The 24,808-nt window shown below is 42.5% G+C and carries 23 protein-coding genes; 14 read left to right on the plus strand and 9 right to left on the minus strand.

Translation table 11 applies throughout. The features are described from left to right. The first annotated feature begins 82 nt into the window (after nt 1-82). Nucleotides 83-1,459 carry an MFS transporter gene (locus AWT60_RS02740; RefSeq protein ID WP_041106632.1) on the plus strand — a complete coding sequence of 459 codons (1,377 nt, stop codon included), beginning with the start codon at nt 83-85 and terminating at the stop codon, nt 1,457-1,459. 222 nt (nt 1,460-1,681) lie between these two features. Here the strand turns inward: AWT60_RS02740 and AWT60_RS02745 are convergent, their stop codons facing one another. Next, on the minus strand, nt 1,682-2,455 hold the full coding sequence (locus AWT60_RS02745) for a class I SAM-dependent methyltransferase (protein ID WP_218676880.1): 774 nt from the start codon (nt 2,453-2,455) through the stop codon (nt 1,682-1,684). Between the two features lie 116 nt (nt 2,456-2,571). On the opposite strand from AWT60_RS02745, the gene AWT60_RS02750 reads away from it, so the two are divergent. Further along, entirely contained in the window at nt 2,572-3,489 is a 918-nt protein-coding gene (locus tag AWT60_RS02750) for a LysR family transcriptional regulator (protein ID WP_041088978.1), read from the plus strand. 45 nt (nt 3,490-3,534) lie between these two features. Here the strand turns inward: AWT60_RS02750 and AWT60_RS02755 are convergent, their stop codons facing one another. After that, complete coding sequence (locus AWT60_RS02755) at nt 3,535-4,320, minus strand: carbon-nitrogen family hydrolase (protein ID WP_218676881.1); 786 nt, start codon at nt 4,318-4,320, stop codon at nt 3,535-3,537. Nucleotides 4,321-4,531: 211 nt separating this feature from the next. Between AWT60_RS02755 and AWT60_RS02760 the strand changes: the two genes are divergently transcribed. After that, nucleotides 4,532-5,488 (plus strand): acetylxylan esterase, encoded by a 957-nt coding sequence (locus AWT60_RS02760; RefSeq protein ID WP_218676882.1) that lies wholly within the window; start codon nt 4,532-4,534, stop codon nt 5,486-5,488. A 35-nt stretch (nt 5,489-5,523) separates the two neighbouring features. On the opposite strand, the gene AWT60_RS02765 is transcribed toward AWT60_RS02760, so the two are convergent. Continuing rightward, entirely contained in the window at nt 5,524-5,838 is a 315-nt protein-coding gene (locus tag AWT60_RS02765) for a hypothetical protein (RefSeq protein ID WP_218676883.1), read from the minus strand. A gap of 92 nt (nt 5,839-5,930) precedes the next feature. On the opposite strand from AWT60_RS02765, the gene AWT60_RS02770 reads away from it, so the two are divergent. The 5 genes from AWT60_RS02770 (at nt 5,931) to AWT60_RS02790 (ending at nt 12,141) form a co-directional block, all read left to right on the plus strand. Next, nucleotides 5,931-6,701 (plus strand): nucleotidyltransferase domain-containing protein, encoded by a 771-nt coding sequence (locus tag AWT60_RS02770; protein WP_218676884.1) that lies wholly within the window; start codon nt 5,931-5,933, stop codon nt 6,699-6,701. A 161-nt stretch (nt 6,702-6,862) separates the two neighbouring features. Next, nucleotides 6,863-7,780, plus strand: coding sequence for a proline dehydrogenase family protein (locus AWT60_RS02775; RefSeq protein ID WP_075612346.1), 918 nt, complete (start codon nt 6,863-6,865; stop codon nt 7,778-7,780). 23 nt (nt 7,781-7,803) lie between these two features. Further along, nucleotides 7,804-9,351 carry an L-glutamate gamma-semialdehyde dehydrogenase gene (pruA, locus tag AWT60_RS02780; RefSeq protein WP_024424316.1) on the plus strand — a complete coding sequence of 516 codons (1,548 nt, stop codon included), beginning with the start codon at nt 7,804-7,806 and terminating at the stop codon, nt 9,349-9,351. A 125-nt stretch (nt 9,352-9,476) separates the two neighbouring features. After that, nucleotides 9,477-10,709 carry a PucR family transcriptional regulator gene (locus AWT60_RS02785; protein WP_041106624.1) on the plus strand — a complete coding sequence of 411 codons (1,233 nt, stop codon included), beginning with the start codon at nt 9,477-9,479 and terminating at the stop codon, nt 10,707-10,709. A 133-nt stretch (nt 10,710-10,842) separates the two neighbouring features. Next, complete coding sequence (locus AWT60_RS02790; protein WP_034283290.1) at nt 10,843-12,141, plus strand: arsenic transporter; 1,299 nt, start codon at nt 10,843-10,845, stop codon at nt 12,139-12,141. Nucleotides 12,142-12,299: 158 nt separating this feature from the next. Here the strand turns inward: AWT60_RS02790 and AWT60_RS02795 are convergent, their stop codons facing one another. Both AWT60_RS02795 and AWT60_RS02800 read right to left on the minus strand, forming a co-directional pair. Next, entirely contained in the window at nt 12,300-12,977 is a 678-nt protein-coding gene (locus AWT60_RS02795) for an amino acid ABC transporter permease (protein WP_034283291.1), read from the minus strand. Between the two features lie 12 nt (nt 12,978-12,989). Then, nucleotides 12,990-13,862, minus strand: a complete 873-nt coding sequence (locus AWT60_RS02800; protein ID WP_024424312.1) for a transporter substrate-binding domain-containing protein — start codon at nt 13,860-13,862, stop codon at nt 12,990-12,992. A 181-nt stretch (nt 13,863-14,043) separates the two neighbouring features. Between AWT60_RS02800 and AWT60_RS02805 the strand changes: the two genes are divergently transcribed. Beyond that, entirely contained in the window at nt 14,044-14,373 is a 330-nt protein-coding gene (locus AWT60_RS02805; protein ID WP_024424311.1) for a YckD family protein, read from the plus strand. 44 nt (nt 14,374-14,417) lie between these two features. Here the strand turns inward: AWT60_RS02805 and AWT60_RS02810 are convergent, their stop codons facing one another. Then, nucleotides 14,418-15,182, minus strand: coding sequence for an MBL fold metallo-hydrolase (locus AWT60_RS02810; protein ID WP_087976258.1), 765 nt, complete (start codon nt 15,180-15,182; stop codon nt 14,418-14,420). Nucleotides 15,183-15,297: 115 nt separating this feature from the next. On the opposite strand from AWT60_RS02810, the gene AWT60_RS02815 reads away from it, so the two are divergent. After that, nucleotides 15,298-15,714 carry an Lrp/AsnC family transcriptional regulator gene (locus AWT60_RS02815; RefSeq protein ID WP_025092811.1) on the plus strand — a complete coding sequence of 139 codons (417 nt, stop codon included), beginning with the start codon at nt 15,298-15,300 and terminating at the stop codon, nt 15,712-15,714. A gap of 28 nt (nt 15,715-15,742) precedes the next feature. Next, on the plus strand, nt 15,743-16,549 hold the full coding sequence (locus tag AWT60_RS02820; protein WP_041106620.1) for an AAC(3) family N-acetyltransferase: 807 nt from the start codon (nt 15,743-15,745) through the stop codon (nt 16,547-16,549). 1 nt (nt 16,550) lies between these two features. Here AWT60_RS02820 and AWT60_RS02825 read toward each other — a convergent pair whose 3' ends face one another. The 3 genes from AWT60_RS02825 to AWT60_RS02835 all read right to left on the minus strand — a co-directional run bounded on the left by AWT60_RS02825 (nt 16,551) and on the right by AWT60_RS02835 (nt 19,311). Then, nucleotides 16,551-16,937, minus strand: a complete 387-nt coding sequence (locus AWT60_RS02825) for a competence protein ComJ (protein WP_041106618.1) — start codon at nt 16,935-16,937, stop codon at nt 16,551-16,553. A gap of 119 nt (nt 16,938-17,056) precedes the next feature. After that, nucleotides 17,057-18,754 carry a methyl-accepting chemotaxis protein gene (locus tag AWT60_RS02830; protein ID WP_041106616.1) on the minus strand — a complete coding sequence of 566 codons (1,698 nt, stop codon included), beginning with the start codon at nt 18,752-18,754 and terminating at the stop codon, nt 17,057-17,059. A gap of 128 nt (nt 18,755-18,882) precedes the next feature. Continuing rightward, nucleotides 18,883-19,311, minus strand: a complete 429-nt coding sequence (locus AWT60_RS02835; RefSeq protein ID WP_041106613.1) for a NucA/NucB deoxyribonuclease domain-containing protein — start codon at nt 19,309-19,311, stop codon at nt 18,883-18,885. 367 nt (nt 19,312-19,678) lie between these two features. On the opposite strand from AWT60_RS02835, the gene AWT60_RS02840 reads away from it, so the two are divergent. From AWT60_RS02840 to AWT60_RS02850, 3 genes are read left to right on the plus strand one after another with little or no spacing between them, the layout of a single operon-like run. Continuing rightward, nucleotides 19,679-21,748, plus strand: a complete 2,070-nt coding sequence (locus AWT60_RS02840) for a hydantoinase/oxoprolinase family protein (RefSeq protein ID WP_075622322.1) — start codon at nt 19,679-19,681, stop codon at nt 21,746-21,748. Beyond that, on the plus strand, nt 21,738-23,726 hold the full coding sequence (locus AWT60_RS02845) for a hydantoinase B/oxoprolinase family protein (RefSeq protein WP_075622323.1): 1,989 nt from the start codon (nt 21,738-21,740) through the stop codon (nt 23,724-23,726). The genes AWT60_RS02840 and AWT60_RS02845 overlap by 11 nt, the downstream gene beginning before the upstream one ends. Further along, on the plus strand, nt 23,723-24,808 hold the full coding sequence (locus AWT60_RS02850) for an ABC transporter substrate-binding protein (protein WP_218676885.1): 1,086 nt from the start codon (nt 23,723-23,725) through the stop codon (nt 24,806-24,808). Before AWT60_RS02845 ends, AWT60_RS02850 begins: the two co-directional genes overlap by 4 nt.

A 24,808-nucleotide genomic window follows, 5' to 3' on the forward strand; every position in this document is an offset into this window, starting at 1 on the left:
CTTGATTTAAAATGTAAGCGATTTCTTCAGTGCTCTTCGGCATGTACTTTTGCATCATTTCCTCTAATAAGGAGGAGATACCATGACGTTAGAACTCAGCGGAAATTCAAATTCTCAAGGTGGGCAAGTTGTTGATAGAGCTTCACAACTATTGACCAGGATGGAAAGTGTACCTTTTTCGAGGTGGCATTTAAAACCTCGGATCATTATGGGATCTGCTACCTTTTTTGATGCTTTTGATGCGCTATCTTTAGCGTTTGTTCTCCCGGTCCTCATCGGCATGTGGAATTTATCACCTGCTCAAATTGGCCTTCTTATTGGGTCTGGTTATATAGGACAAGCGGTTGGTGCTATTTTCTTTGGGTGGTTAGCAGAAAGGCGCGGCCGTGTATTTAGTGCAAAATGGACAGTGTTCCTCATGTCTATTATGAGTATCGCATGTGTATTTTCAGGTAATTTTATGGCCCTTTTTATTTTCCGCTTTATACAAGGGATTGGAGTTGGAGGAGAGGTGCCGGTAGCAGCTTCATATATTAATGAGTTGTCCCGAGCCCAAGGAAGAGGCAGATTTTTTATGCTTTATGAGATGATTTTTCCATTAGGATTAATGATCTCAGCTCAAATTGGCGCATTCGTCGTACCTAGCTTTGGGTGGAAATGGATGTTCTTGATTGGAGGCATTGGAGGTTTAATCGTCTTTGTATTCTTTTTCATGTTGCGTGAATCGCCAAGGTGGCTTATTTCGAAAGGCAGGCTAGATGAAGCCGAAAAAATTATTGAAGAAATTGAAGCTAGTACTGACAAACGAATGCCTGTCGCAAATCAAGTATCCAGCAGTACTGAAAAAGGCGACTGGAAAGAGCTATTTTCAACTTTTTACCGTAAAAGAACATTGGTCGTATGGGGACTATGGTTTTCTGCCTACTTTGTATCGAATGGTTTAAATAACTGGTTACCGAGTCTTTATAATACTGTTTACCATTTGCCAGTCGGAGATTCATTAAGGGCAGCATCTCTCACAAATATTTTACAGACCGTAGGGGTATTCGCTTGTGCATTTTTAATTGATAAAGTGGGACGGAAGCGCTGGGCAACCATTGCATTTGTATTAACAGGTGTGTTATTAACGGCTTTATGGATCAGCGGAGCGACTTCACCAGAAAGCGTCATCTATTTAGGGTCTGCTGCTTACGGAATGATGGGGACAATTACAGTTCTCCTCTATCTATATACACCTGAAATTTATCCGACACGTATGAGGGTGATTGGAACGGCATTTGCTACAGCGTGGCTTAGACTGGCTTCAGCGATCGCTCCTATTATGATAGGCTTTATTTTAGAGGTAAGCGGTGTTTCAACTATTTTTATTCTTTTTGCAAGTGTGACGGTAGTGGGAGCAATTCTTGCTTTTAAAATGATAGAAACGCGCGAGAAAGTATTAGAGGATATTGCACCGTAAGTTACGCATGCAGTAAAGAACTTATTCCAAAGAGGGTAGGTTCTTTTTTATTCAGAGAATCTAAAATGCCTCACCTATCTTCGTTCATTTATCATATAATAGAAACATGATCTTGTCGTGAGAAGAGACGTGTCACGAACATGAAAAGCCACCTGTGAAACAGTGAAGATGTATATTTGAAATAAAAAAGTCTACCGACGATGGTAGACTTTTTCTATCAGTTTAATGCTTGATTCCTTGAAGCAGTGCAGCTTTTAAACAGAAGGAAATGGGCTGATGCTGTGCATCGAATTGAAGCTGAAACAGCTGCTTTGTGTCAGGGTCTGCGGCTTGAAGATGGGAAACGATCTCCTTTTGAATATTCTCTGGTGTGCGTCCACGTATAATCCAGTCCTGATAATCAATATGCAGATCCCAGTAACGAATCTCTTTCTGAGTCAATTGGTTGTCAGCGAAGAGCTGTTTCCATTCTGATAACGAGCTTTCCCGCACATGAGAAGGGTCTCTCAGTCTATTTAAGTGATTAATAAATGAATCCTGTGCAGTGTTTTCAGGTGCATAATGATCAACGAGCAGAAATTGGCCGCCTTTTTTTAAGACTCGGCTGATTTCAGACATGGCTGCCTGAAGGTTTGGAAAGTGGTGAGCAGCAAATCGGCACGTCACTAAATCAAATGATTCATCAGAGAAGGGCAATGCTTCTGCGGCTGCCTGCTCAAAAGTAATGTGGTTCAGGTGGCGTCCTTCCGCAAGTGCTGCTGCAACCTCGATCATTTTTTGCGTGACATCAATGCCGATCCCTTTAGAGATAACGTCTGAAAAGGAAAAAACGGTATGTCCTGCCGCGCAGCCAATATCAAGTAAATGCTCATGTCCCTTCGCATGTGCTGTTGTTTTCATCCATTCCAGCTCTTCTCCAGCTGCAAATATAGGTGAATCTCGATAGTTCTCGGCATTTTGTGAGAATTGGTTCTCTGCTTTAGCATATGGATTCATTTCTTTTCCCCCTTTGTGGTCTCTTTATCGTAGAATTCCTTCTGTTATTTGTCTAAGACATAAAAGATATGGCATGAATAGTTAAAACCTATGAGGTGATGAAAGTGGATATACGAATGATGGAATATGTCATAGAAGTGTACCGGCAGCAAAGTTTTACAAAAGCAGCTGATCAACTTCATATTGCACAGCCTTCTTTAAGCCAGCAAATAAAGAAGCTGGAAGAGGAATTAGACACACCACTATTTATTCGAAAATATGGACAAGTAACGCCCACACCTCAAGGGAGACGATTCATTAAAAGGGCTGAGAATATTTTGAAGGAAAGAGATGATTTGCTGCGTGAAATGGAAGAAGCAGCTTATGAAATCGGGAAAGAGCTGAACATTGGAGCGCCAGCAGTGACAGGGGGATATGTCTTGCCCGGTTTATTAAAAACCTTTTGTCAAACGTATCCTCATGTTCACGTTCAACTGATAGAAGAGTCTCCGCGTGAGCTCGAAAAACTTCTATTGGCTGGAAAGCTGGATTTGGCTATTTTATCGATGCCTGTCGAGCACGAATCATTGAAAACGAAACAAATGCTGACCGAGCCGCTCCTTCTTGCAGTTCCGCAAGCTGCTCAGCCTTGGTTATCAGAGGAATTGAACGAGATCATTGAGCAAGCAGGGCAAAAAGAGACCGGTCACGAAATCGTTCCCTTTCGGCTTCTTGAAGGTATCCCATTTATTTTGCTGAAAGAGGGATACGGTTTTCGGCAAGTGGTCACAGAACTGTGCCGTCATCACGGTTTTCAGCCAAAAGTGGCTTTTGAAACAAGCCATATTCAAACAGCACAGGCAATGGTCAAAAACGAATTAGGAGTGACCGTTGTGCCGAAAATGGTGGCACAAGAGGATAGGAACCAAGTCACTTATTTGCAAATTGATTCATGCCCAACCCGCACACTTGTGTTTGCATATGTGGAAGAAAGATATTTAACGAAAGCCGCTCAAGTCTTCATGGACCTATATCAGGATCAAGGGAAAGCTTAAACAAACGTTTAATTAAACGCAAAAAGCAGGGGAGCACCCTGCTTTTTAATATAAGTCCAGACGCTGATCCGTCATAACTGGAATTTGCTTCCTGACTTCATCCACAAGCTGAAGATCAATTTCAGCATAATAAATGTCTTCGTCACCGCGTGTTTCAAGCAGTATGCGGCCGAGTGGATCAATCACCATGGAATGTCCAGGGAATTCTGTGTCTCTGCTTGTGCCTGTTCTGTTAACAGCAATCATAAATGACTGGTTTTCAATCGCTCTTGCAATGAGCAGGCTGCGCCAATGGTCCACTCTTGCTGACGGCCATTGCGCCGTATTGATGAGCACCTTCGCTCCTCTGTTCACAAGTGTTCTGGAAAGCTGCGGGAAGCGGAGGTCATAGCAAATCATCGCACCAATCGTTACATCTTCACCATAGTCAAATAAACCAAGCTGATCACCAGCGGTTAAATAGTTGTGCTCATCCATTAAGCGGAATAAATGAATTTTATCATAATCTAACACAAGCTCACCTTGGCGGTTAAAGACATACATCGTGTTGGTGATGTTTTCATCTTCTGTCCGCTTATTTAATACACTGCCTGCGATGAGATACACCTGATGCTTACGGGCAAAGGAGGAAAAGAGCTGTTTTGTGCGTTCACCGTTTACATCCGCAAGCTGATCGGCTTGCTCAAGGGCGTAGCCGGTATTCCACATTTCGGGTAAAATGATCAAATCAGGCTGCTCGCGGACCGCTTCTTCTAAAAACGCTGCTGCTTTTTTAAAATTCATTTCAGGTTCTCCAATTTGTACGTCCATTTGGACAAGGGCGATTTTCATACGAGTTCCTCCTTTATTTGCTATATGTCATGTGAAAATCATGAATGTATGTAATGGTTTATTTTAGTCTTCAAGGCCAGTTTCTTTATCATAAAGGTTTCCATCATCTTTGCCAATAGAAATGTCAGAAGGTTTTGTTAAATAGCTTTCTAACTCAAGAAATCGGTGTTATGATACATATAATGAATAAAACAAAGGGGGATACTCGGATATGCAATTGTTCGATTTACCACTTGAAGAGTTAAAAAAATATAAACCAAAGAAAACAGCACGTTCTGATTTCTCAGATTTTTGGAAGAAATCACTCGAAGAACTGCGCCAAGTGGAGGCAGAGCCATCACTTGAACCTTATGACTATCCAGTGAAAGGCGTCAAGGTGTACCGCCTGACCTATCAAAGCTTTGGACATTCTAAAATTGAAGGCTTTTATGCTGTACCTGATCAAACTGGTCCACATCCAGCTCTCGTTCGTTTTCATGGCTATAATGCCAGCTATGACGGCGGCATTCACGACATCGTCAACTGGGCGCTGCACGGCTATGCAACATTTGGTATGCTCGTCCGCGGTCAAGGCGGCAGTGAAGATCAGGCAGTGACACCAAGTGGTCACGCTTTGGGATGGATGACAAAAGGCATTTTATCAAAAGAGACCTACTATTATCGAGGTGTTTATTTAGATACGGTTCGTGCACTCGAAGTCATTCAGTCCTTACCGGAAGTGGATAAACAACGGATCGGCGTGATTGGCGGGAGCCAAGGGGGCGCATTAGCGGTTGCAGCTGCAGCCCTTTCTGACATTCCGAAAGTCGTCGTGGCAGATTACCCTTACTTATCAAACTTCGAGCGTGCAGTGGATGTGGCATTGGAGCAGCCTTATTTAGAAATCAATTCATACTTTCGAAGAAATAGTGATCCGGAAGTGGAAGAAAAGGCATTTGAGACATTAAGCTACTTTGATTTAATCAATCTAGCTGGATGGGTGAAAAAGCCAACATTGATGGCGATTGGGCTGATTGACAAAATAACCCCACCATCTACTGTGTTTGCGGCATACAACCATTTAGAAACAGAAAAAGACCTGAAGATATATCGCTATTTTGGACACGAATATATCCCGGCTTTTCAAACAGAGAAGCTCGCCTTCTTACAAAAGCATTTGCTCAAATAAAAGAACAAAGAGGCCGCTCTAGGAGGGCCTCTTTTTTAATAACTCGTATTCTGCCTCGTTTTTTCATCAGGCACTAACGCTGTGATAATCAGGGCAAGAGCTGTGATGATATGCAGGATGAATCCGAGTATCGGAATCCAGGCGAGGCAGGCTGTGATAATCCCAATGATGCTGCCAATCATTGGTCCTTGGTCTCGCTTCGATAAGACGAGTGTGATAATATGCAGAATAAGCATGACCATGAGCGGTGTATAGCCATTACTAATAATAAATAGTCCTCCGATGACAGGGATGGCAAGACAGGCTTCAAAAATCCCGGTGATCCATTTCATGATGCGAGATATAGACATGAGATCCAACTCCTTTTTCATATATGTCTTATTCGTATTTTACCAAAACGTGAAGAAGTCATGCAGATTTCTATAGAAAGAGTTGATGGATGATGAGAGAGAGAATCAAGGAAGAGCTGAAAATCATCGAAGAAACGTATGACGTAAAAATTTGCCTCGCTGTGGAATCAGGCAGCAGGGCTTGGGGATTTCCTTCGACTGATAGTGATTATGATGTTCGTTTTTTATATGTTCCTCGAAAAGAATGGTATTGGGCGATGGAAGAACATCGTGATGTCATTGAACGGCCGATTGATGATGTGCTTGATATCAGCGGCTGGGAGCTTAGAAAGGCACTTCGTTTATTCCATAAATCGAATCCGTCCATCATGGAATGGCTGTCTTCTGACATCATCTATGCTGAATCCTTTTCTTTGGCAAAGCAGCTAAGAGAATTAAAGGATCGAGCGTTTTATCCTGCAGCATTGATGTATCATTACCTCAATATGGCGAAGCGGAATGAAAGCCGGCATTTACGAGGAGAGCAGGTGCGAATCAAGAAGTATTTTTATGTACTTCGTCCGCTGCTTGCCTGTCAGTGGATTGAACGCTACCGGACGGTTCCGCCGATGGACTTTCATGAACTACTCGAGGAACTAGTAGAGGAAGGTCCGCTTTTAGCGGAAATCCATGAGCTGCTCAAACGTAAAATGGACGGCGAAGAAATGGATATAGAGAACCGTCTCGCTTATGTCCATCCATTTATCGACAAAGAGCTCGCGCGATTTGATGAATTGGTGAAAAGCTACAATCAGCCGAAAGACAACCTGATGCAAGAATTAAATGAGCTGCTGCAGTCTACCCTTGATGAGGTGTGGGCGTAAGCAAGGAAGAGCCAGCCGGATCGCGGCAGGCTCTTCTTTATCTCTTATTGTGATAAAACCACAAAAAAAGTCAGAATTTTTGTCATCTTCAAATATTGTAGCGGACAGCTTATGAGCCTTACAATAAAGACATAGCTTACAAAGAGTGGGAGGTGCCCTTTATGGAGTCGGTCACAAGAAATTTCTTCTTGTTTTTGTCAAAGAGCAGTCTCTTGAACCATATTGCTCGTAATTGGGGAAGTGCTGTTGCATCTAAGAAAATCATCGGAGGGAAGGACTTTGAGAGTGCGATCCCTGTTATCAAGCGATTAAATGACCAAGGAATGGCTGTGACAGTTGATCACCTTGGTGAGTTTGTCACAAAGGCAGAGATTGCAAATGAACGGACGATTGAGTGTATTCAAACCATTCAGCGGATTGCAGAGGCGGGACTCAATTCTCACGTGTCACTCAAAATGACATCACTTGGCCTGGATATTGACGATGACCTTGTGTATCGCAATATGAAACGTATTTTAGATACGGCAGAGAAGCACCGTATCATGGTGACAATCGATATGGAGGATGAACAGCGCTGCCAAAAAACGCTGGACATTTTTAAAGAGATGAAATCTCAATATGAGTATGTCAGTACGGTCTTGCAGGCGTATTTGTACAGAACAGAAAAGGATCTTGATGACCTAAATGAGCTGCAGCCATTTTTAAGACTTGTAAAGGGTGCCTATAAGGAATCCGCCGAAGTGGCGTATCCAAACAAAAAAGACGTCGATCAGAATTATCAAAAGCTGATCGAAAAGCAATTGCTCTCAGGAAACTATACAGCTATTGCGACACATGACGATCGAATGATTGAGTTTACGAAAAATATTGTGAAAAAACACAATATACAGACAAGTCAGTTCGAATTTCAAATGCTGTACGGCATGAGATCAGAAACGCAGCAAGCACTTGTGAAAGAAGGCTATCAAATGAGGGTCTATACTCCGTATGGACGAGAGTGGTATGGCTACTACATGAGACGTCTTGCAGAACGGCCGGCAAACATTGCCTTTGCTTTAAAAGGGATGACGAAAAAATAATTTGAAACGGGAGCGTGACAAAAATGACAACACCTTACAAGCATGAACCATTCACGGATTTTAGCCAGGAAGAAAACCGCAAAGCGTTTGAACAAGCATTAGCTAAAGTAACAGAATCACTTGGTCAAACCTATCCGCTCGTGATTAATGGAGAAAGAATTGAAACGAAAGACAAGATCGTTTCAATCAATCCAGCGAAAAAGGATGAAGTGGTCGGAACCGTCTCAAAGGCCGGGAAGGAAGAGGCAGAACAAGCGGTTCAAGCAGCAGCGAAAGCATTTGAAACATGGCGCTACACGTCTCCTGAAGAAAGAGCAGGCGTATTATTCCGTGCTGCGGCAAGCATTCGTCGTAAAAAGCATGAGTATTCAGCCCTTCTTGTAAAAGAAGCAGGAAAGCCTTGGAATGAAGCAGATGCAGATACAGCAGAAGCGATTGACTTCCTAGAGTATTACGCTCGTCAAATGCTGGAGCTGGCGAAAGGCAAACCAGTGAACAGCCGCGAAGGGGAACGCAATCAATATGTGTACACACCAACTGGCGTGACGCTCGTCATTCCGCCGTGGAACTTCTTGTTTGCCATCATGGCAGGAACAACAGTAGCGCCAATCGTCACTGGGAATACAGTTGTTTTAAAACCAGCAAGTGCGACGCCTGTCATTGCAGCCCGTTTTGTGGAAGAGCTTGAGCAAGCCGGTCTTCCAAAGGGTGTTGTCAACTTTGTACCAGGAAGCGGTGCAGAGGTCGGGGATTACTTAGTAGATCATCCGAAAACAAGTCTGATTACATTCACTGGATCAAGAGAAGTAGGGACACGTATCTTTGAACGCGCGGCAAAAGTACAGCCAGGCCAGCAGCATTTAAAACGTGTCATTGCTGAAATGGGCGGTAAGGATACAGTGGTTGTCGATGAGGATGCAGATGTTGAATTAGCGGCTAATGCCATTTTCACATCAGCCTTCGGGTTTTCAGGTCAGAAATGTTCAGCTGGATCTCGGGCAGTCGTCCACGAAAAGCTGTATGACCAAGTGGTTGAGCGAGTGAAGGAAATCACAGAAACGAAAACAACAGCCAATCCGCTTTCTGCGGATGTCTACATGGGACCTGTCATTGATCAAGCGTCCTTTGACAAGATTACGGATTATATCGAGGTTGGCAAACAGGAAGGCCGCTTAGTCACTGGCGGAACGAGTGATGATTCGGAAGGATACTTTATCCACCCGACCATTTTTGCAGATCTTGAGCCAACTTCCCGCTTAATGCAAGAAGAAATCTTTGGACCGGTCTTGGCTTTCTCGAAAGTTTCTAGCTTTGATGAGGCACTTGAGGTAGCCAATAACACAGAATACGGTTTAACAGGTGCTGTGATTACGAATAATCGTGATCACATCAACCGTGCGAAGCAGGAGTTCCATGTGGGGAACCTTTACTTTAACCGTAACTGCACAGGTGCCATCGTTGGATATCATCCATTCGGCGGCTTCAAAATGTCAGGCACTGATTCAAAAGCAGGCGGTCCAGATTACCTAGCTCTGCACATGCAGGCAAAAACGATTAGTGAAATGTTTTAAGATGGAAAAGCATGAACCTGCGCTGATGGGTTCATGCTTTTTTTGCCTGCCTGCGACTTGTTTCTATACAAATCTGACTGGAAAGAAGTATGATAAATGTATCACTTAATCAGGGAGCAATCGGGATGGAAGAGATATTAGAAAAGCTTCATACATTTTTTGATGTCGATAAATTAATTGCATTTATTAGCGGCTATTTAAAAAAACCAGTCATTTTAGAAAGCACAGAGTGTCAGCTCCTTGCTTATAATTCTTACAGCATTCAGCAGTTTGACCCAGTCAATCAGCAAACGATTTTCTCCAAGGAATGTCCGGGGTCTGTGGTCGATTGGTTAAAGAAAACAGGGGTAATTGAGCGGCTTTTCGCGGAATCAAAGCCTTTTTATGTGAGCGGTCATGACGAGCTCGGATTTAATCGGCGGGTGGCTGTGAGCGCCAAGCATAAACAAGAGGTAGTAGGCTTTATTTGGGTCCAAGACATTGAGGACTCCCTCTCTCAGGAGGAGCTGCAATTTTTACACGAAGCTTCCTTTCAGGTTGGAAAAGTGATTTATAAGAATAAGAAACAGCTTGAGAAAAAGGAAGGCAAGATTGAAGAGTTTTTCAAAAAGGTCATGGATGATCATTTTTATACAGAAGAAGAGCTGAAATGGGAGGCTGAGAACTTAAGCATTCCACTGCCAGCCGTATTTACCGTCATGGTCGTGCACGCTGCGGATAACAAAAGTGAGACGGCAGAAGATGTGAAGGATGTCATTCGAACGTATTTGCAGCTAGAGGATAAAGTAAATCACGTCTATTCGGTTCAAGCAGATATCGTTGTTATATTAGGCAGCCTGTCAGATCGGCACTCACCGAAAGCGACTGCCGCTGATGTCATCGCACATCTGCAATCGAAAACGCATGCACATCCCTCCCCTTTGTATATCGGAATGGGAAGAGAGTATCGTGATGTCATGAAAATGAGTACAAGTCGATTTGAAGCGATAGAGGTCGTGAAGGCAGTAAAAATTGTCGGAGGACAAGAACTGATTCCATATGATTATGAGAATTTAGGGGTCTTCCGGTTTTTAGACTCTATTTACAGCCATCAAAAAAAGAAAAACGACTTCAATCCAGATTTGTTACGCTTGAAGGAAAAAGACCGCGAGAGTCAAACCTCGTTTTTAAAAACGCTGGAAGTCTACTTATTGAATAACTGCAAGCTAAAGCCAGCTGCGGAGCAGTTGTTTATTCATCAAAATACATTAAACTATCGAATGAAACAAATTTTTGACATGACCTCGATCGACTTAAGTCATTTTAGCCAGCGATGTGAGTTATTTATTGAATTGATGCTGATGAAAAAAGATCAATAATACATGATGGAATCCGCAGGTGCACGGGATCACCTGCGGGTTTTCATGTGACATGCGAAAATGGCATACAACTGATGCATTTCGTTGTATGATAGATAAAGATTTTATGAGAAAAGTGAAAGGGGGGCCACCTTTGGGATCAGTCACCTTAGCCATTTTGATTTTCATCATGACCCTCGTCCTTGTCATTTGGCAGCCAGGACGTGTCACCATAGGATGGTCAGCATGTGGAGGCGCCATTCTTGCACTTGCCTTTGGCGTCGTTCATCTGGGCGATGTGTGGGAAGTCACGCAAATTGTATGGAACGCCACCTTTGCCTTTATTGGCATTATTATCATTTCGTTAATTTTAGATGAGATCGGTTTTTTTGAATGGGCTGCACTGCATATGGCAAAAGCCGCAAGAGGCAACGGTGTCCGCATGTTTATTTACTTAACATTGCTCGGCGCTGTTGTGGCTGCTTTTTTTGCCAACGATGGAGCGGCACTGATTTTGACCCCAATCGTTTTATCTGTGGTGAGAGCGTTGAAGCTGGATGAGCGCATGGTGCTGCCTTTTGTGATGGCAAGCGGCTTTATTGCAGACACAACCTCCTTGCCATTTGTCATTAGTAACCTGGTCAATATCGTATCAGCCGACTATTTTCATATTGGTTTTCTAGAATATACAGCGAATATGTTCGTGCCAAACCTTGTGTCGCTTGGAGCGAGCATGCTGGTTCTGTATGTATTTTACCGAAAGCTTATCCCAAAAACCTACGATCTGTCACAGGCAAAGGAACCGGCGTCAGCTATTCGAGATATCCGTATGTTCCGTTTGTCTTGGTATGTGCTCGGCTGTCTGCTTGTTGGTTATTTTGCGGGGGAGCTGATCGGTATTCCAGTGTCCATCATTGTAGGCGGAATTGCCCTTGCTTTCTTGTGGCTGGCGAGAAGAAGTCCGCAAGTGGCGACAAAGCGAGTGATCAAAGAAGCGCCGTGGTCCATTGTGTTTTTCTCGATCGGTATGTATGTCGTCGTATATGGACTGAAAAATGTCGGTCTTACAGAAATATTGGCGGCATGGATCCAGCAAGGAGCATCACATGGCTTGCTTGCAGGAACGATGTTTATGGGCGTGCTTGCCGCAGTGCTGTCCTCTGTGATGAACAATCTGCCGACCGTTTTAATTGATGCGATTGCCATTGGACATACAGATACAGCAGGTGTCATGAGAGACGGATTGATTTATGCCAATGTCATCGGCTCCAACCTTGGACCGAAAATGACCCCAATCGGCTCATTGGCGACATTGCTGTGGCTTCATGTCTTAAAGAAAAAAGGCGTCCATATCTCTTGGGGGGCGTACATGAAAGCCGGAATCATCCTGACCATCCCAACCTTGATTCTCACTTTACTCGGGTTGTATGTGTGGTTATGGCTTATTCATTAATCATCGTGTAGACAAACCCTCGCATTCGCCCTCAGGTCTGCGCTCCGGTGCTCACGAATGTCAAATTCGCTCCGCTCCGGTACTCGCCTTTCTAGGGCTGCAAAGGTTTTCTATCACGCTGAAAAAGAGCAGATCCATGAGATCTGCTCTTTTTTTTGCTACAGATATTTCGCATAGCGTTTTTCTAAAAAGTCCTGAAGCAATGAGACGACACTGCAAATGCCCCAGTAAATGAGTGCGACCAAAATATACATGGTCATATAATCAAATTCTCGTCCGCCTACAATTTTTGCTTGCTGGAAGAGCTCTGGTACAGTAATCATTGCTGCCAGTGAGGAAGCTTTGATTAAATCTAGCATGACATTGGTCAATGGCGGCAGGGCGATGCGGACGGATTGAGGCAAAATGACACCACGCATCGTTTGCCAATAGCTGAGACCTAATGATTTAGCAGCTTCCACCTGTCCACTTGGAACAGAGGAGAGGGCCGCCCGGTTAATTTCTGCAATATAGGCAGCACTATTAAAGCTGAACCCAATAATGGCGGCAGTGACCGCTGTGAACTCAATGCCGATATAGGGGAATCCAAAATAGAGAATAAACAAAATCACCAGAATGGGCACACCTCGCATGAATGAGATATACAGTCGTGCAGGCAGCCGAAGAATCCATGAATTCGCCATCCTGGCAAGAGCGATAAAAAAGCCAAGAATGGTACCAAAAAACATGCTCACAAAGGAAATGAGCAGCGTCAGCCAGATGCCTTTCATAACAAACGGAAATGACGCCTTTGCCAGTGCAGGATTAAATATATATTCTAAATGAATATCTCCCACGATTGCGGCTCCTTATTTGGAAATGTCGACATCTTCGACATCAGCATCAATTTTCTTAGAGACGTCTGCATGATTAAAGAATTTCTCAGAAATCTTTTTCATTGTTCCGTCTTTTTTCATGTCGCCTAATACACGATTCAATTCTTTTTGAAGCTCTTTGTTGTCCTTCTTCATAACAAAACCTTGTTCATTCGGCATGTATTTCAAGTCAGGGTGAATTGTAATATTTAATTTAGGAAATGCAGCAAGAGCCAGTGTCTGCAAGTAATAATCATTTAGAATGACATCTGTACGGCCGTTTGCAACATCCTTTAAGTATTGCTCGTTTGTCGCATTATCATAAATGACTTCCTTTGCACCGTACTTACGAGCAACATCCATATAAATCGTTGTGGCAGCCCCTGCTGCTTTCTTTCCTTTTAAATCTTTTAAAGTTTTAATGCCAGATAAATCATCTTTCCGAACGATAGCCGTTCCGTAGGAATATTTATAAGGGGTTGAAAAGGCAAACTTGTCTTTTCTGTCATCTGTGATGTCGATATCATTTGCAGCGGCATCCACTTGACCAGAATTAATGGCGCTCAGCATCCCATCATAGCCCATTTCTTTAAATTCTACTTTCACATCAAGACGTTTAAACGCTTCTTTGACGACTTCTACTTCATAGCCAGTTAATTGATCCTTGCCATTAGAAGTATCATGATAAGAAGTTGGATAAAGGGTGCCTGAAGTTGCAACCACGATTTTCCCTTTCTTTTTAATCTGATCCCACTTTGTGTCTTCAGATTGAGATGAGCCTGATTGGCTGCAAGCAGACATGATAAGAATGAAAGCAGATACAACAAGCATGATCCATATAGGTTTTTTATGATAAAAACGACTCATTTAAGAATCCTCCTCTATTTTTTATACAAAACAAAACATAGCACGCTTTTTCTGTAAGGACAACGTTTTCAGAAGAAAAGTGAAAAAGTAAGAATATTATAAGCAATTTGCGTGTTGAAATAATGTATAAAAAAGGAAAGCGAGCGCAAAATAAAGGCGAATAAAGGAGGGAACAACAATGATGAAAAAAATAAGTAGTTTGATCATCTTGTCGATGATGCTGTTATTTGGTTTTCATATAGAAACGGCTCATGGAGAAACACCTCAAATGGAAAAGCGCCCGGTGACACACCAAGTGAAATTAACAGCAGAACAACAAAAACAAATTGAAATCCTTGAACAGCAAATTCTTTCTAAGCGAAAAGAAGTCATTGAGAAATATGTACAGTACGGCGTGTTAACAAAGGAACAAGGCACACACATCACGAAACGAATGGATGAGCATTACACTCATTTGAAAAAGAATGGATTTGTTCCATTGCTGAAAAAACCACAGCACCATCGCCCATGATAATGATGAAACCGGCAGCGAAGTGCCGGTTTTTTTATTGTTGATCAGAATGTGAGACTTTCCCCATCTTGAGGGACAAAAATGGCTTGATCTGCATGATGCTCTTGAATGTAAGCCTCTAAAGCAGCTCTTGTTAACAAGCAATGATTCACTGCTTCAAGATGACAGACGACAATTTGAGCTTTTGGCTGAGAACGGTGAACGTCTAGAATCTCTTCCTTGGTCATTGTAATCGGATCGCCTTCTAAAAATTGAGCAGCACCGCTATTGACCACAATGACGTCTGGCTTGCTTGTATTCACAACCTCTTTCGGTTCATCACACCAAATGGTATCACCTGCAATATAAAGGGTAGGTTCATCAGGGTGAGAGAAAACAAAACCGCTCACCTGGCCCATCCGCTTCGCCGTTTCTCCCGTCCCATGCTGTCCGCCTGTACGTTTAATATGAACGCCGCAAATGTCCATTTCATCTTCAATGCATGTGACATGCTGAAATCCAGCTTCTTCAACTTCTTCTCGATCCTTCTCCGATTGAGTATAAATTGGTTGATCCTGAGCTAATTTCCTTTTGGCCTCGTCGTCAAAGTGGTCCACATGTAAATGAGAGAGTAAGACAGCATCTGGGTGTAACAGACTGTCTAAATCTATATTTACAGGAAGCTCCACAATAGGATTGTTCAAATGTTGATTGGCTGTATGAGGGAACGGTGGATATGTTCCTTTTGCTGCTAAAAAGGGATCGATTAAAAAAGTTGAATGACCATAGTGAAGGTATAAAGTAGCATTGCGAATGAGTGTAATTTTCATAAAAAGGCCTCCTTTTTTTCTGATTAAGTTTACAGTATATTAAAAGAGTTCTACGTGACAGAGGATCATGAAAGTCTTTTGGCAGAAGGGCTTGATTTTTGAAAGAGGTGAGCCAATGCTAGACCAAACAGATATGAATATTTTAAAAGAACTATCAAAGAACAGCCGATTAACGATGAAAGCTCTAGGTGAAAAAGTTCATTTAACCGGCCAAGCTGTTGCAAATCGGGTGTTAAAGCTAGAAGAAGAAGGCGTGATTGAAGCATATACCATTTCAATTGATTGGCAGACACAAAAGACGATTCAAACCTTTTTGCAGCTGTATACCCGTAGTCATCATCATGAACCACTTCTGTCGTTTCTTTATAAAAAGGAAGAAATCAAGAATTTGTTCAAAATAAGTGGTGAAGGCTGTTATATGGCTGAAGGACATTTCTCCAGTCATGATGAACTTGATCAATTTTTAACGGAGTTGACAAATTACGCAAATTACAAACTGTCTATTGCGGTTAAACGTCTCATTCATCAGTAATAGAAGAGACGCAGGAGGAAAAGGAACGATGCAAAAATTAATCGAAAATCAAGCTGAACCGATGACAAAGGAAAGAATCAAAGCAGACTTGGTTCAACTTGGTGTGAAAAAGGGCATGATTTTATGTGTTCATTCATCTTTATCATCAATCGGCTGGGTAAACGGAGGCGCTGTAGCCGTCGTACAAGCATTGATGGAAACCTTAACAGAAGAGGGGACACTGATTATGCCCGCACAAACGTTAGAGCTTTCTGATCCCGCCGATTGGATCGATCCGCCTGTTCCTTATTCATGGTGGAAATCGATCAAAGAAACAATGCCCGCATTTGACCCAGCTTACACGACGCCAGCAGCAATGGGAAAGGTGGCGGAAACATTTTGGAAATACCCAGGCGTGGCGAGAAGCAATCATCCCCATTTTTCATTCACAGCCTGGGGGAAAAGAAAAAATGAAATTCTGAAACACCATGCACTTTCCTTTGGATTAGGAGAGCAGTCGCCTCTTGGCCGCATGTATGATCTTCATGCTCAAGTGCTGCTGCTTGGTGCATCATTTGAGAGCATGACAGCTTTTCATCTAGCTGAATACCGAATCCCTCAGCAGGACCTCATGACAAGAGGAGCCCCTATTTTAGAGAATGGGTGGAGGGTATGGAAAGAGTACCAAGATATCATCACAAGAGAAGAACTATTTGAACACATTGGCCGTGATTTTCTGAAATCAGGGGGTATCCATCAGCACAATCAAATTGGACTTGCCAGTTCATATTTACTGCCCATGAGAGAATCGGTAGACTATGCGGAAAAGTGGCTTGATCTATACGATCAGTCGTAATCTACACTGTTTGGAAATTTACATAATAAACGTCTTGATCAGGCTGCTGTGAGGTGTAGCAGGTAAGCTGATAGTTTCCTTTTGGAATGGAGAAAGACAGCACATGGGCCATGACGCTTGTGATATAAACTTGATCACTTGTAAGCGTAAAGGGAACTGTTATGGCTCTATCAACCGAGACTTGGGGCTCATCGCTATTTAATGTCACAATAATAGACGCCTTTCCATTATTGATTCCTTCAAAGGAAACTCCTTGATCTCCCGTTGCAAATCCTTGAAGAATGTCCTCATCTGTCCAATCAATGACAGGTGGTGTTTCGCTTCCGGTGTATACCGTGATTTGGTGGTAGGAGATAGATAGAGAATAGGCTTGATTTAAATGATTCATATAAAAAACTCCTTTATTTATGGATTTTCGTTGGAACGTGAATGGTTAAAGAGTGATTCTTGAGGAGAAAGTTAGGCAGCAAGACGATTGTCGCCGTCTTGCGCTATTTGGTGTGGGATCTAGATGTGAAATTGCGAGACCATTGCTTTTAAATCTCCTGCTAAATGGGCAAGCGCTTCTGATGAAGCTGTTACTTCTTCCATTGCAGCAAATTGTTCTTCTGTTAAACCGGCTACTTGCTGTGAATGTTCACTCGTTCGTTTCACGCCTTCTGTAATAGACGCAAAAGACTGTTTCGCATCGTTTGTATAAGCTGCGATTTTTTGTGTTGCACTTGATAAATGCTTAATGCCATTCGCCATTTCTCTCATCGACTGCTGGATATCATGAAATGATTCCTCTGTATGAGAGATAAGTACAGCCCCTTGAGCCGCTTCCTCTCTTACTCGTTTGATAGCATTCGTCGAATGAGTCATCTCTTTTTGTATTTCAGAAATGAGATGGGAAATCATGTTTGATGATGCTTGAGATTCTTCTGCGAGCTTTCTCACTTCGTCTGCGACAACAGCAAATCCTTTTCCATGCTCACCTGCCCGTGCTGCTTCAATTGCTGCATTAAGAGCAAGCAGGTTTGTCTGGCTGGCGATATCTGTAATGACTTTGGAAATATGATCAATTTCAGCTGAACGTGTTTCCAATGCTTGAATCGCTGTACCATTTTCTTCAATTGATTTGGCAATAGACGTCATTTGTGAATGAACTTCACCGATATTGTGTACACCTTTTTGGGCCACTTCTTGTGCGGAGTGACTTCTTGAAGCCATTTGTGCTGCATTTTCAGTGATGTTTGCCAGCTCGTTTGATACTTGAATCATTTTGTGCTCACTAGCTGTCATTTGAGCGGACTGTTCTTCTGAAGATTGTGCCACTTCTTGAATCGTGTAGGTGATTTTTTCTGATGCTGCACTCGTTTCTTCTGCGCTAGCTGACAGCTGCTCAGAGGATGTGGCCACTAATTCAGACGTGTTCATGACATTTAGAATGGTTTGATTTAGTTTTTCACGCATCTTATTGAAATGGCCAGCAAGATCAGACAATTCATCACCAGCAGTATCCGTCACATTGATGGTTAAATCACCTTCGCCTGCACTCTTAATGGCAGAAGCCATATGCTTGAGACGTGCCTGAATCCGCTTAGTGAAAATAGAAATAATGATGACCGAAACGATCAGACTTAACAAAAGGACGAGGACAAATTGTATATAGAATGACTGAAGCATTTGTGAAATCATGCTTTGATTGGCGCCAGTATAAAAAATACCAATTGTTTCGCCTGCTTCATTTTTGATCGGCATATAAGCCGTTTGATAGTCTTTCCCGGCAACATTTGCTGTGCCGTAATAGTTTTCTCCTTTATCTAAAACAGTGGTCTTCACTTCAGGAGAGACTTCTGTACCTACAGCTCGTTTCCCGTTTAACATGACATTTGTAGCAACGCGGGTATTTCCTTGAAAAATCGTGATGGTATCACCGGTATATTCGGCTAATTGGTCAACCAATGTGTCATGATCATTAATTTGCGTATTTCCTTTGAATAGCTTGTCCTCTTTAATCTGCCACGAGCCTTCTACTTTTTCATTCAGGTAGGCGTAGCCTAGTTTTAAATCACCTTTTGCTTTTTCAGTTGCCATTTGCTTGATGTTTTCTGTCATCTCGCGATTCACCACATAACCAACAACTGCGGAAAAGATGATGAGGACACTTAAAAAGATCAGCAAAATTTTGGCGCCAAGCCTCAGTTTTCCCTTTTTCTTCATGCTTTTTAACTCCTTTAGGTATAAGGTAGGATATCCCTCCTTAAGGATTATCGGCATGAAAAAAGTGTTTAAAATACCTGCATGCAGTCATGTGAAAATTTTTTTAATATAGAAAAGGGGAAAGGCTGCTAATCGATGATAAATTGAATTCTTGTGCCGTCAGGATCATCCGATAATTGATGACTTACCCACGAGCCTGCGCCTCTATTATCAGAAGGGCGTACATATTTGACAGAAGCTCCTGTGCCTCCTTCTTTGCACATTGCCATTGGCCATTCGTCACGATCATACCCGCGCTTTGTTGGAACGCCATGTAATGATCGATCCCTCTGATCATCACTATGTTTACGGTCAATTGTACAAATGGATGAATGACCTTCATCAATGGCTTCTTCTATGTGCTTGGCTGTTTCGGGATAGCGGTCTGATGGAAAATGAATCGTTTTGTCATAAGATGAATTCGCTGTCTCTTGTTTCCCTTGCTCCAGCTGGATATAGCCTGTTGCTACACCAATAACAATCAATAAAAGCAAGAGAATCATTTTAAGAAGTTTCATAGGTGCTGGCTCTCTTTCTTGTTTGCGTATTTTGTAAACAGAAGTATAGCAGAATTACTTACCAATTTCTCCTGGTTTAGAAAAAACGCCTTTTAAAATTCAAAAAACAGATTTTACTTGATTTCTTGTTTTTCATTTTTGTAGAAATTCATAAAAATTTTAATTTTGTAGATCATAAAACGATTATGCTCATCCAAAATGGCTTTATCACTGCTTTTTGAGCTAATTTCAAGAATTTAACACACAGAAATTTCAAAAAAATAAAATTGACTAGACCGATCTGCTTTAATAATATGGAGTCAAATATCAAAAAATGTCGTAATTTATCAAAATATGATTCTAATTACATTGTAGGAGGGAAGTACAAATGGCGGATGTCTCATACCGGCTCGGAATAGACATAGGCGGAACATTTACTGATTTATCGTTGATAAATGAAGCAACAGGGGAGCTGACTGAACTCAAGACACCCACAGTGACTGATGACCCAGCCCAAGGTATTATCAATGGGTTAAATCTTCTAAAAAAAAGAGGTGTTGATTTATCCAACATCCAATACCTCGTTCACGGAATGACAATCGGTCTTAATACATTATTGCAGCGAAAAGGAGCAGATTTAGCCCTTTTTGTGACAGAAGGATTTCAAGATATATTGTCACTTCAACGTTTACGACTACCCATTCCTTATGACTTCAATTCTCGTTTGCCAGAACCATTGATACCTCGGAAGCATGTATATCCAATCTCTGAAAGGTTGATACACGATGGTACGATCAAAAACCCTCTCAATCTGCAGCAGTTAGATGATGCAGTCCAGCATGTTATATCTAAAAATCTAGCAGGTATCGTCATTTCTTTTTTACATAGTTATCAAAACCCAGTTCATGAATTACAGGCAAAAGCCTATATCAATCATCATTATCCACAGTTAGAAGTCCTTACCTCATCTGAATTATGGCCTCAAATGAGGGAATACGAGCGTACAGTGATGTCTGTTGTTAATTTGTACATTCAACCAAAGGTGAAACAGTATTTACAAACACTGAAAAGTCGTTTGAAGGAAGAAGGTGTACCAATTTCTCCATACATTACACAATCAAATGGTGGTTTAATGGATGCAGAAAGTGCGGCAACCTCGCCTGTTAAGACTCTCTTTTCTGGTCCGGCAGCTGGTGTCATCGGTGCGGCGAGAATTGCAGCATCAGCTAGTGAACCCAACCTGATCACTTTTGATGTTGGGGGGACGAGTGCAGATATCTCGATTATTCAAAATGGACAGCCTACAATGGCGCAATCGAATCAGCTTTCAGGCTTCCCAATTATTCTTCCATCTGTTGCGATGTATTCAATAGGAGCAGGGGGAGGTTCGGTAGCATGGATTGATCAGGGCGGACTTCTAAAAGCGGGGCCAGAATCAGTTGGCTCAAATCCGGGACCAGCTTCGTATGGAAAGGGAGAAAAAGCAGCTTTAACTGATGCGTTTCTCATATGCGGTTATCTCAATCAAGAACGTTTTGCCGGAGGACATTTACAATTACAGTTGTCTGCGGCGAAAAAGGCCTTTCAGCCAATTGCTGATCAGCTCAACAAAACGGTTGAAGAGGCGGCTGACCAGCTCATTCAAGTAGCCGTAGCCAATATGTACACAGAATTAAGTAATGTGATGGAGCAGCAAGGATTTGACCCTAGAGATTTTAGTTTGCTGGCGTTTGGCGGAGCAGGACCGGTTGTGGCGAATTTTCTTGCGAGAGAAATTCATGCGAAAAATGTGGTTGTTCCTCCGAGTCCGGGTACATTATGTGCATTAGGTGCTCTGACCGCTGATTTTATTCATGATGCGGTGCTGTCGAAGAAAATATGCTTACAAGACTATTCGATCAACCAACTAAAACAAGATTATGAGAAGCTGTCGCGAAAAGCGACTGATTGGGTCAGCCAGCAGGACATTCAGCATATCAATCAGACATCTATTCTATTATTAGCAGACGCACGTTATCAAGGACAGGCATTTGAGATTGAATTGCCATTATCGATTGATTGGCTAAAGCAAGAACAAGACATCCACCAACTCATTGAAGCCTTTCACAAATTGCATCAGCGTCAATATGGTCATAGGGATGATCAGGCAAACATCGAGTTTACTCATTTACGCGTTCGAGTCATAGGCGAGACGCCTCCGCTGCCTTTTTCACCTGTTCATGAAAACAGCGGACATTCTGTGAAACCATATGAATATAGACGAATCTTTATAGAGGAAAAAGAATACGAAGCATCGGTTTATAACCGGGATACTCTGTCAGTAGGTTCTATTGTAAATGGGCCAGCCGTTATTGAGCAGGATGATACAACAACATTAATTTTGCCAAACTGGGCAGGCAGCATTGATCCATCAGGTAACTTAGTGATTTCAAAGGAGGCGGCTTTACATGAGAACTGATCCAGCAAAGCTTGAGATGATGCGCAGTTATTTTAATGCGATTGCATCAGGCATGGGACATGTCATTGAACGAACGTCATTTACGACCTTCGTCAAAGAATCTGCTGACTTTGCGACAGCATTAGCCACGCCTTCTGGAGATTTCTTTGTTTATCCGAAGACAGTGGGTGTGACGATCTTTTTAGGGCTGAGTCTAAAAAAAGCGATTGAAGAAAGCGGGCCGATGCAGCCAGGAGACATTATCATCACTAATGATCCTTATACGACAGATGGTTTGGCGACTCACCTGCCAGATGTCCATATCATTAAGCCAATTTTTGTAGATGGTGAAATCGTAAGCTATGCTTGGTCTTTTGTTCATGTCAGTGATGTGGGTGGACTTGTGCCTTCGAGTATTTCACCGACAGCAACGGATGTTCATCAAGAAGGATTAAGAATTCCGCCAGTAAAAATTTATGAAGGCGGGAAAGAGAATCAGGTCGTACGTACCTTTTTAAGAGCTAACAGCCGCGCTAGTCATCTAAATGATGGTGATATCAATGCGATGATTGCTGCAGTTAATACAGCAGATATTCGGTTAAAAGAAATGATTGAGAAATTCGGAAAAAACGAAGTGAAACAAGGAATGATAGACTTGCTGAAGCAAGCCGAGGATCGTGCTGGAAAGGTCATTGAAGCTATACCGGATGGAACGAGTGAATTTGCTGATTATTTAGATGATGATATGATCTCAGACGTCCCTATTCGGTTGAAAATCAAGCTAACGATCAAAGGGAAACGGCTGACGCTCGATTTTTCTGAGTGTGACCCGCAAGTAAAAACAGCCTTTAACCTTGTTACCAATGGTCAGAAGCATTCCTTTCTTTATCAAGGATTGATTAATTACATCATTAGTAAGGATCCTTTTATACCGATTAATGGTGGAATAACGTATCCAATTGACGTGATCTCTCCTAAAGGAACGCTGGTGCATCCAGAATACCCGGCTTCTGTCGGGATTCGTCATTCGATTACGATGAGGCTGTACAATGTTGTGCTAGGCGCCATTGGTAAGCTGTTACCTGAAGCAGTGCCGGCAGCAGGTGCAGGTCAATCTGCCATTGTGGTTCTCTCTGTACCTGATGATCAAACGGGTGGCAGGAAAATGTCCGTTGTCGAACCATTAGGCGGAGGCGGCGGTGCTCAAAATGGTACTGATGGAGTGGACGGTATTGATCATTCGTCAGGCTTTTTGAAGAATACCCCAATTGAGAGTTTGGAACAGCATATTGATATTCATGTTCACCGATATGAACTTCTGCCGAATACAGGTGGAGCTGGTGAAAATCGAGGCGGACATGCGATTGGTTTGGAATTTGAAATGATGAAGCCTGAATCGATGGTGACAGCACGAGGAATGGAACGGATGAAGTTTCAGCCTTGGGGATTAATGGGCGGCCGAGCAGGATCGGTTGGTGAGGTTAAGCTGATCACAGCTAATGATGAGAAACAAGACCAGCCCAAAATAGATGTTCTGCGACTTGAAAAAGGCGATATCGTTCAATTGATTTCACCAAGTGGAGGCGGCTGGGGGAATCCATTTGACAGAAAGAAAGAAAAAGTCCTTCAGGAAGTGGAAGCAGGTCTATTAAGTGAAGAAAGAGCGCTGCAGCAATATGGTGTGAAAGTATATTTAGACCAAAATGAATGGAAGATTGATGAGGAGCAGACGAGCAGGGTGCGAGAAAAGGTTGATGTTTCTGCATCTACTGACGTGTGGGATTTCGGAGAACAAAGAGCAGCTTATGAGAAAGTATGGACGGACGAAGCCAGCAGTGAGCTGGCCGTTCAGCTTCGTTCCTATCCGGCTAATGAACGTACGCACTATAAACATGCAGTTCATCAACATTTCAGTCATAGAAATGAGCCGTTAACAAAGGAAGATATTACTCAAGCACTTCGTCAAATGAATGGACAAAAAGGGGGAAATAAATCATGAAAAGAAGATTAATTGCTATTTTTGCAGGCATCCTATCAATCGTTGTACTGCTGGCCGCTTGTGGGGGAAATGGAAAGGATCAAGGCAAACAGCAGCAGACGGTGATTGTTGGCGTATATGGAGGCGATTGGGAAAAGAATATCAAACCAGTCCTTGAAAAGTTTGAAAAAGATACAGGAATTAAAGTGCAAACCGTCTCTGGGGCGGATTCTGAATGGTTTACAAAATTAAAAGCGTCAAATGGGAAAAATCCACCATATGACTTACTAATCTTACAGCCTGATACGATTCAAAGAGGTATCGCAGCAAACGTTCTTGCGCCTATCGATGAAGCTCAAGCGCCGAACGTCAAAAAACTTTACCGTTCTGTCCAAAAGAAGCTTACTGTGAATGGAAAACAATATGCAGCAGGCTTTAGTATGGGGCAGCTTGGAATTGCTTATAGAAAAGACCTCGTCAAGCAGGAACCAAACAGCTGGACTGACCTATGGAGCAGTCAGCTGAAAGGGAAGGTAGCCATTTCATCTCCGACTTATTCAGCCGGTTTGCAATTTTTTTCTGCACTTGTTCATGCGCAAGGGGGGACAGAATCAAATCCTAAGGATATTGATAAAGCATTTAAAAGTCTCGCGCAATTAAAAGGTCATGTAGCTGCTTTTCCAGATAATCCAGGATCGATTCAAACTTTGTTAGAACGTGGGGATGTCGCGGCTGTTCCATATTGGGACGGGCGAGTATTTGCACTTGAAGAAGAAGGAATGGATATTGGTTTCTCATATCCGAAAGAAGGCGCTGTTGCAGCTGTTGCGAGCTGGGCTTTAACGAAAGGAAATCAGCACGAAGAAGCGGCATACAAACTATTAAACTACTTGAGCGGAAAAGAAGCTCAGGAAGCTTTTTCGGAAAAATCTTATTATGGCATGTCTAATTCTGATGTGAAATACAATGACAAGATTAAGGGGAAAGTGAAAGTTGGAGAAAATTATTACAGCAAGCTGACTTGGGTAGATTATGAAACAGCGACCTCTGAGCTTGGCAATTGGACAAATCGATGGAACGAAGTATTAGGCGGAGGAAAATAG

Source organism: Bacillus sp. F2HM, from assembly GCF_019266135.1.
GTDB classification, from domain to species: Bacteria; Bacillota; Bacilli; order Bacillales; family Bacillaceae; genus Bacillus; species Bacillus safensis.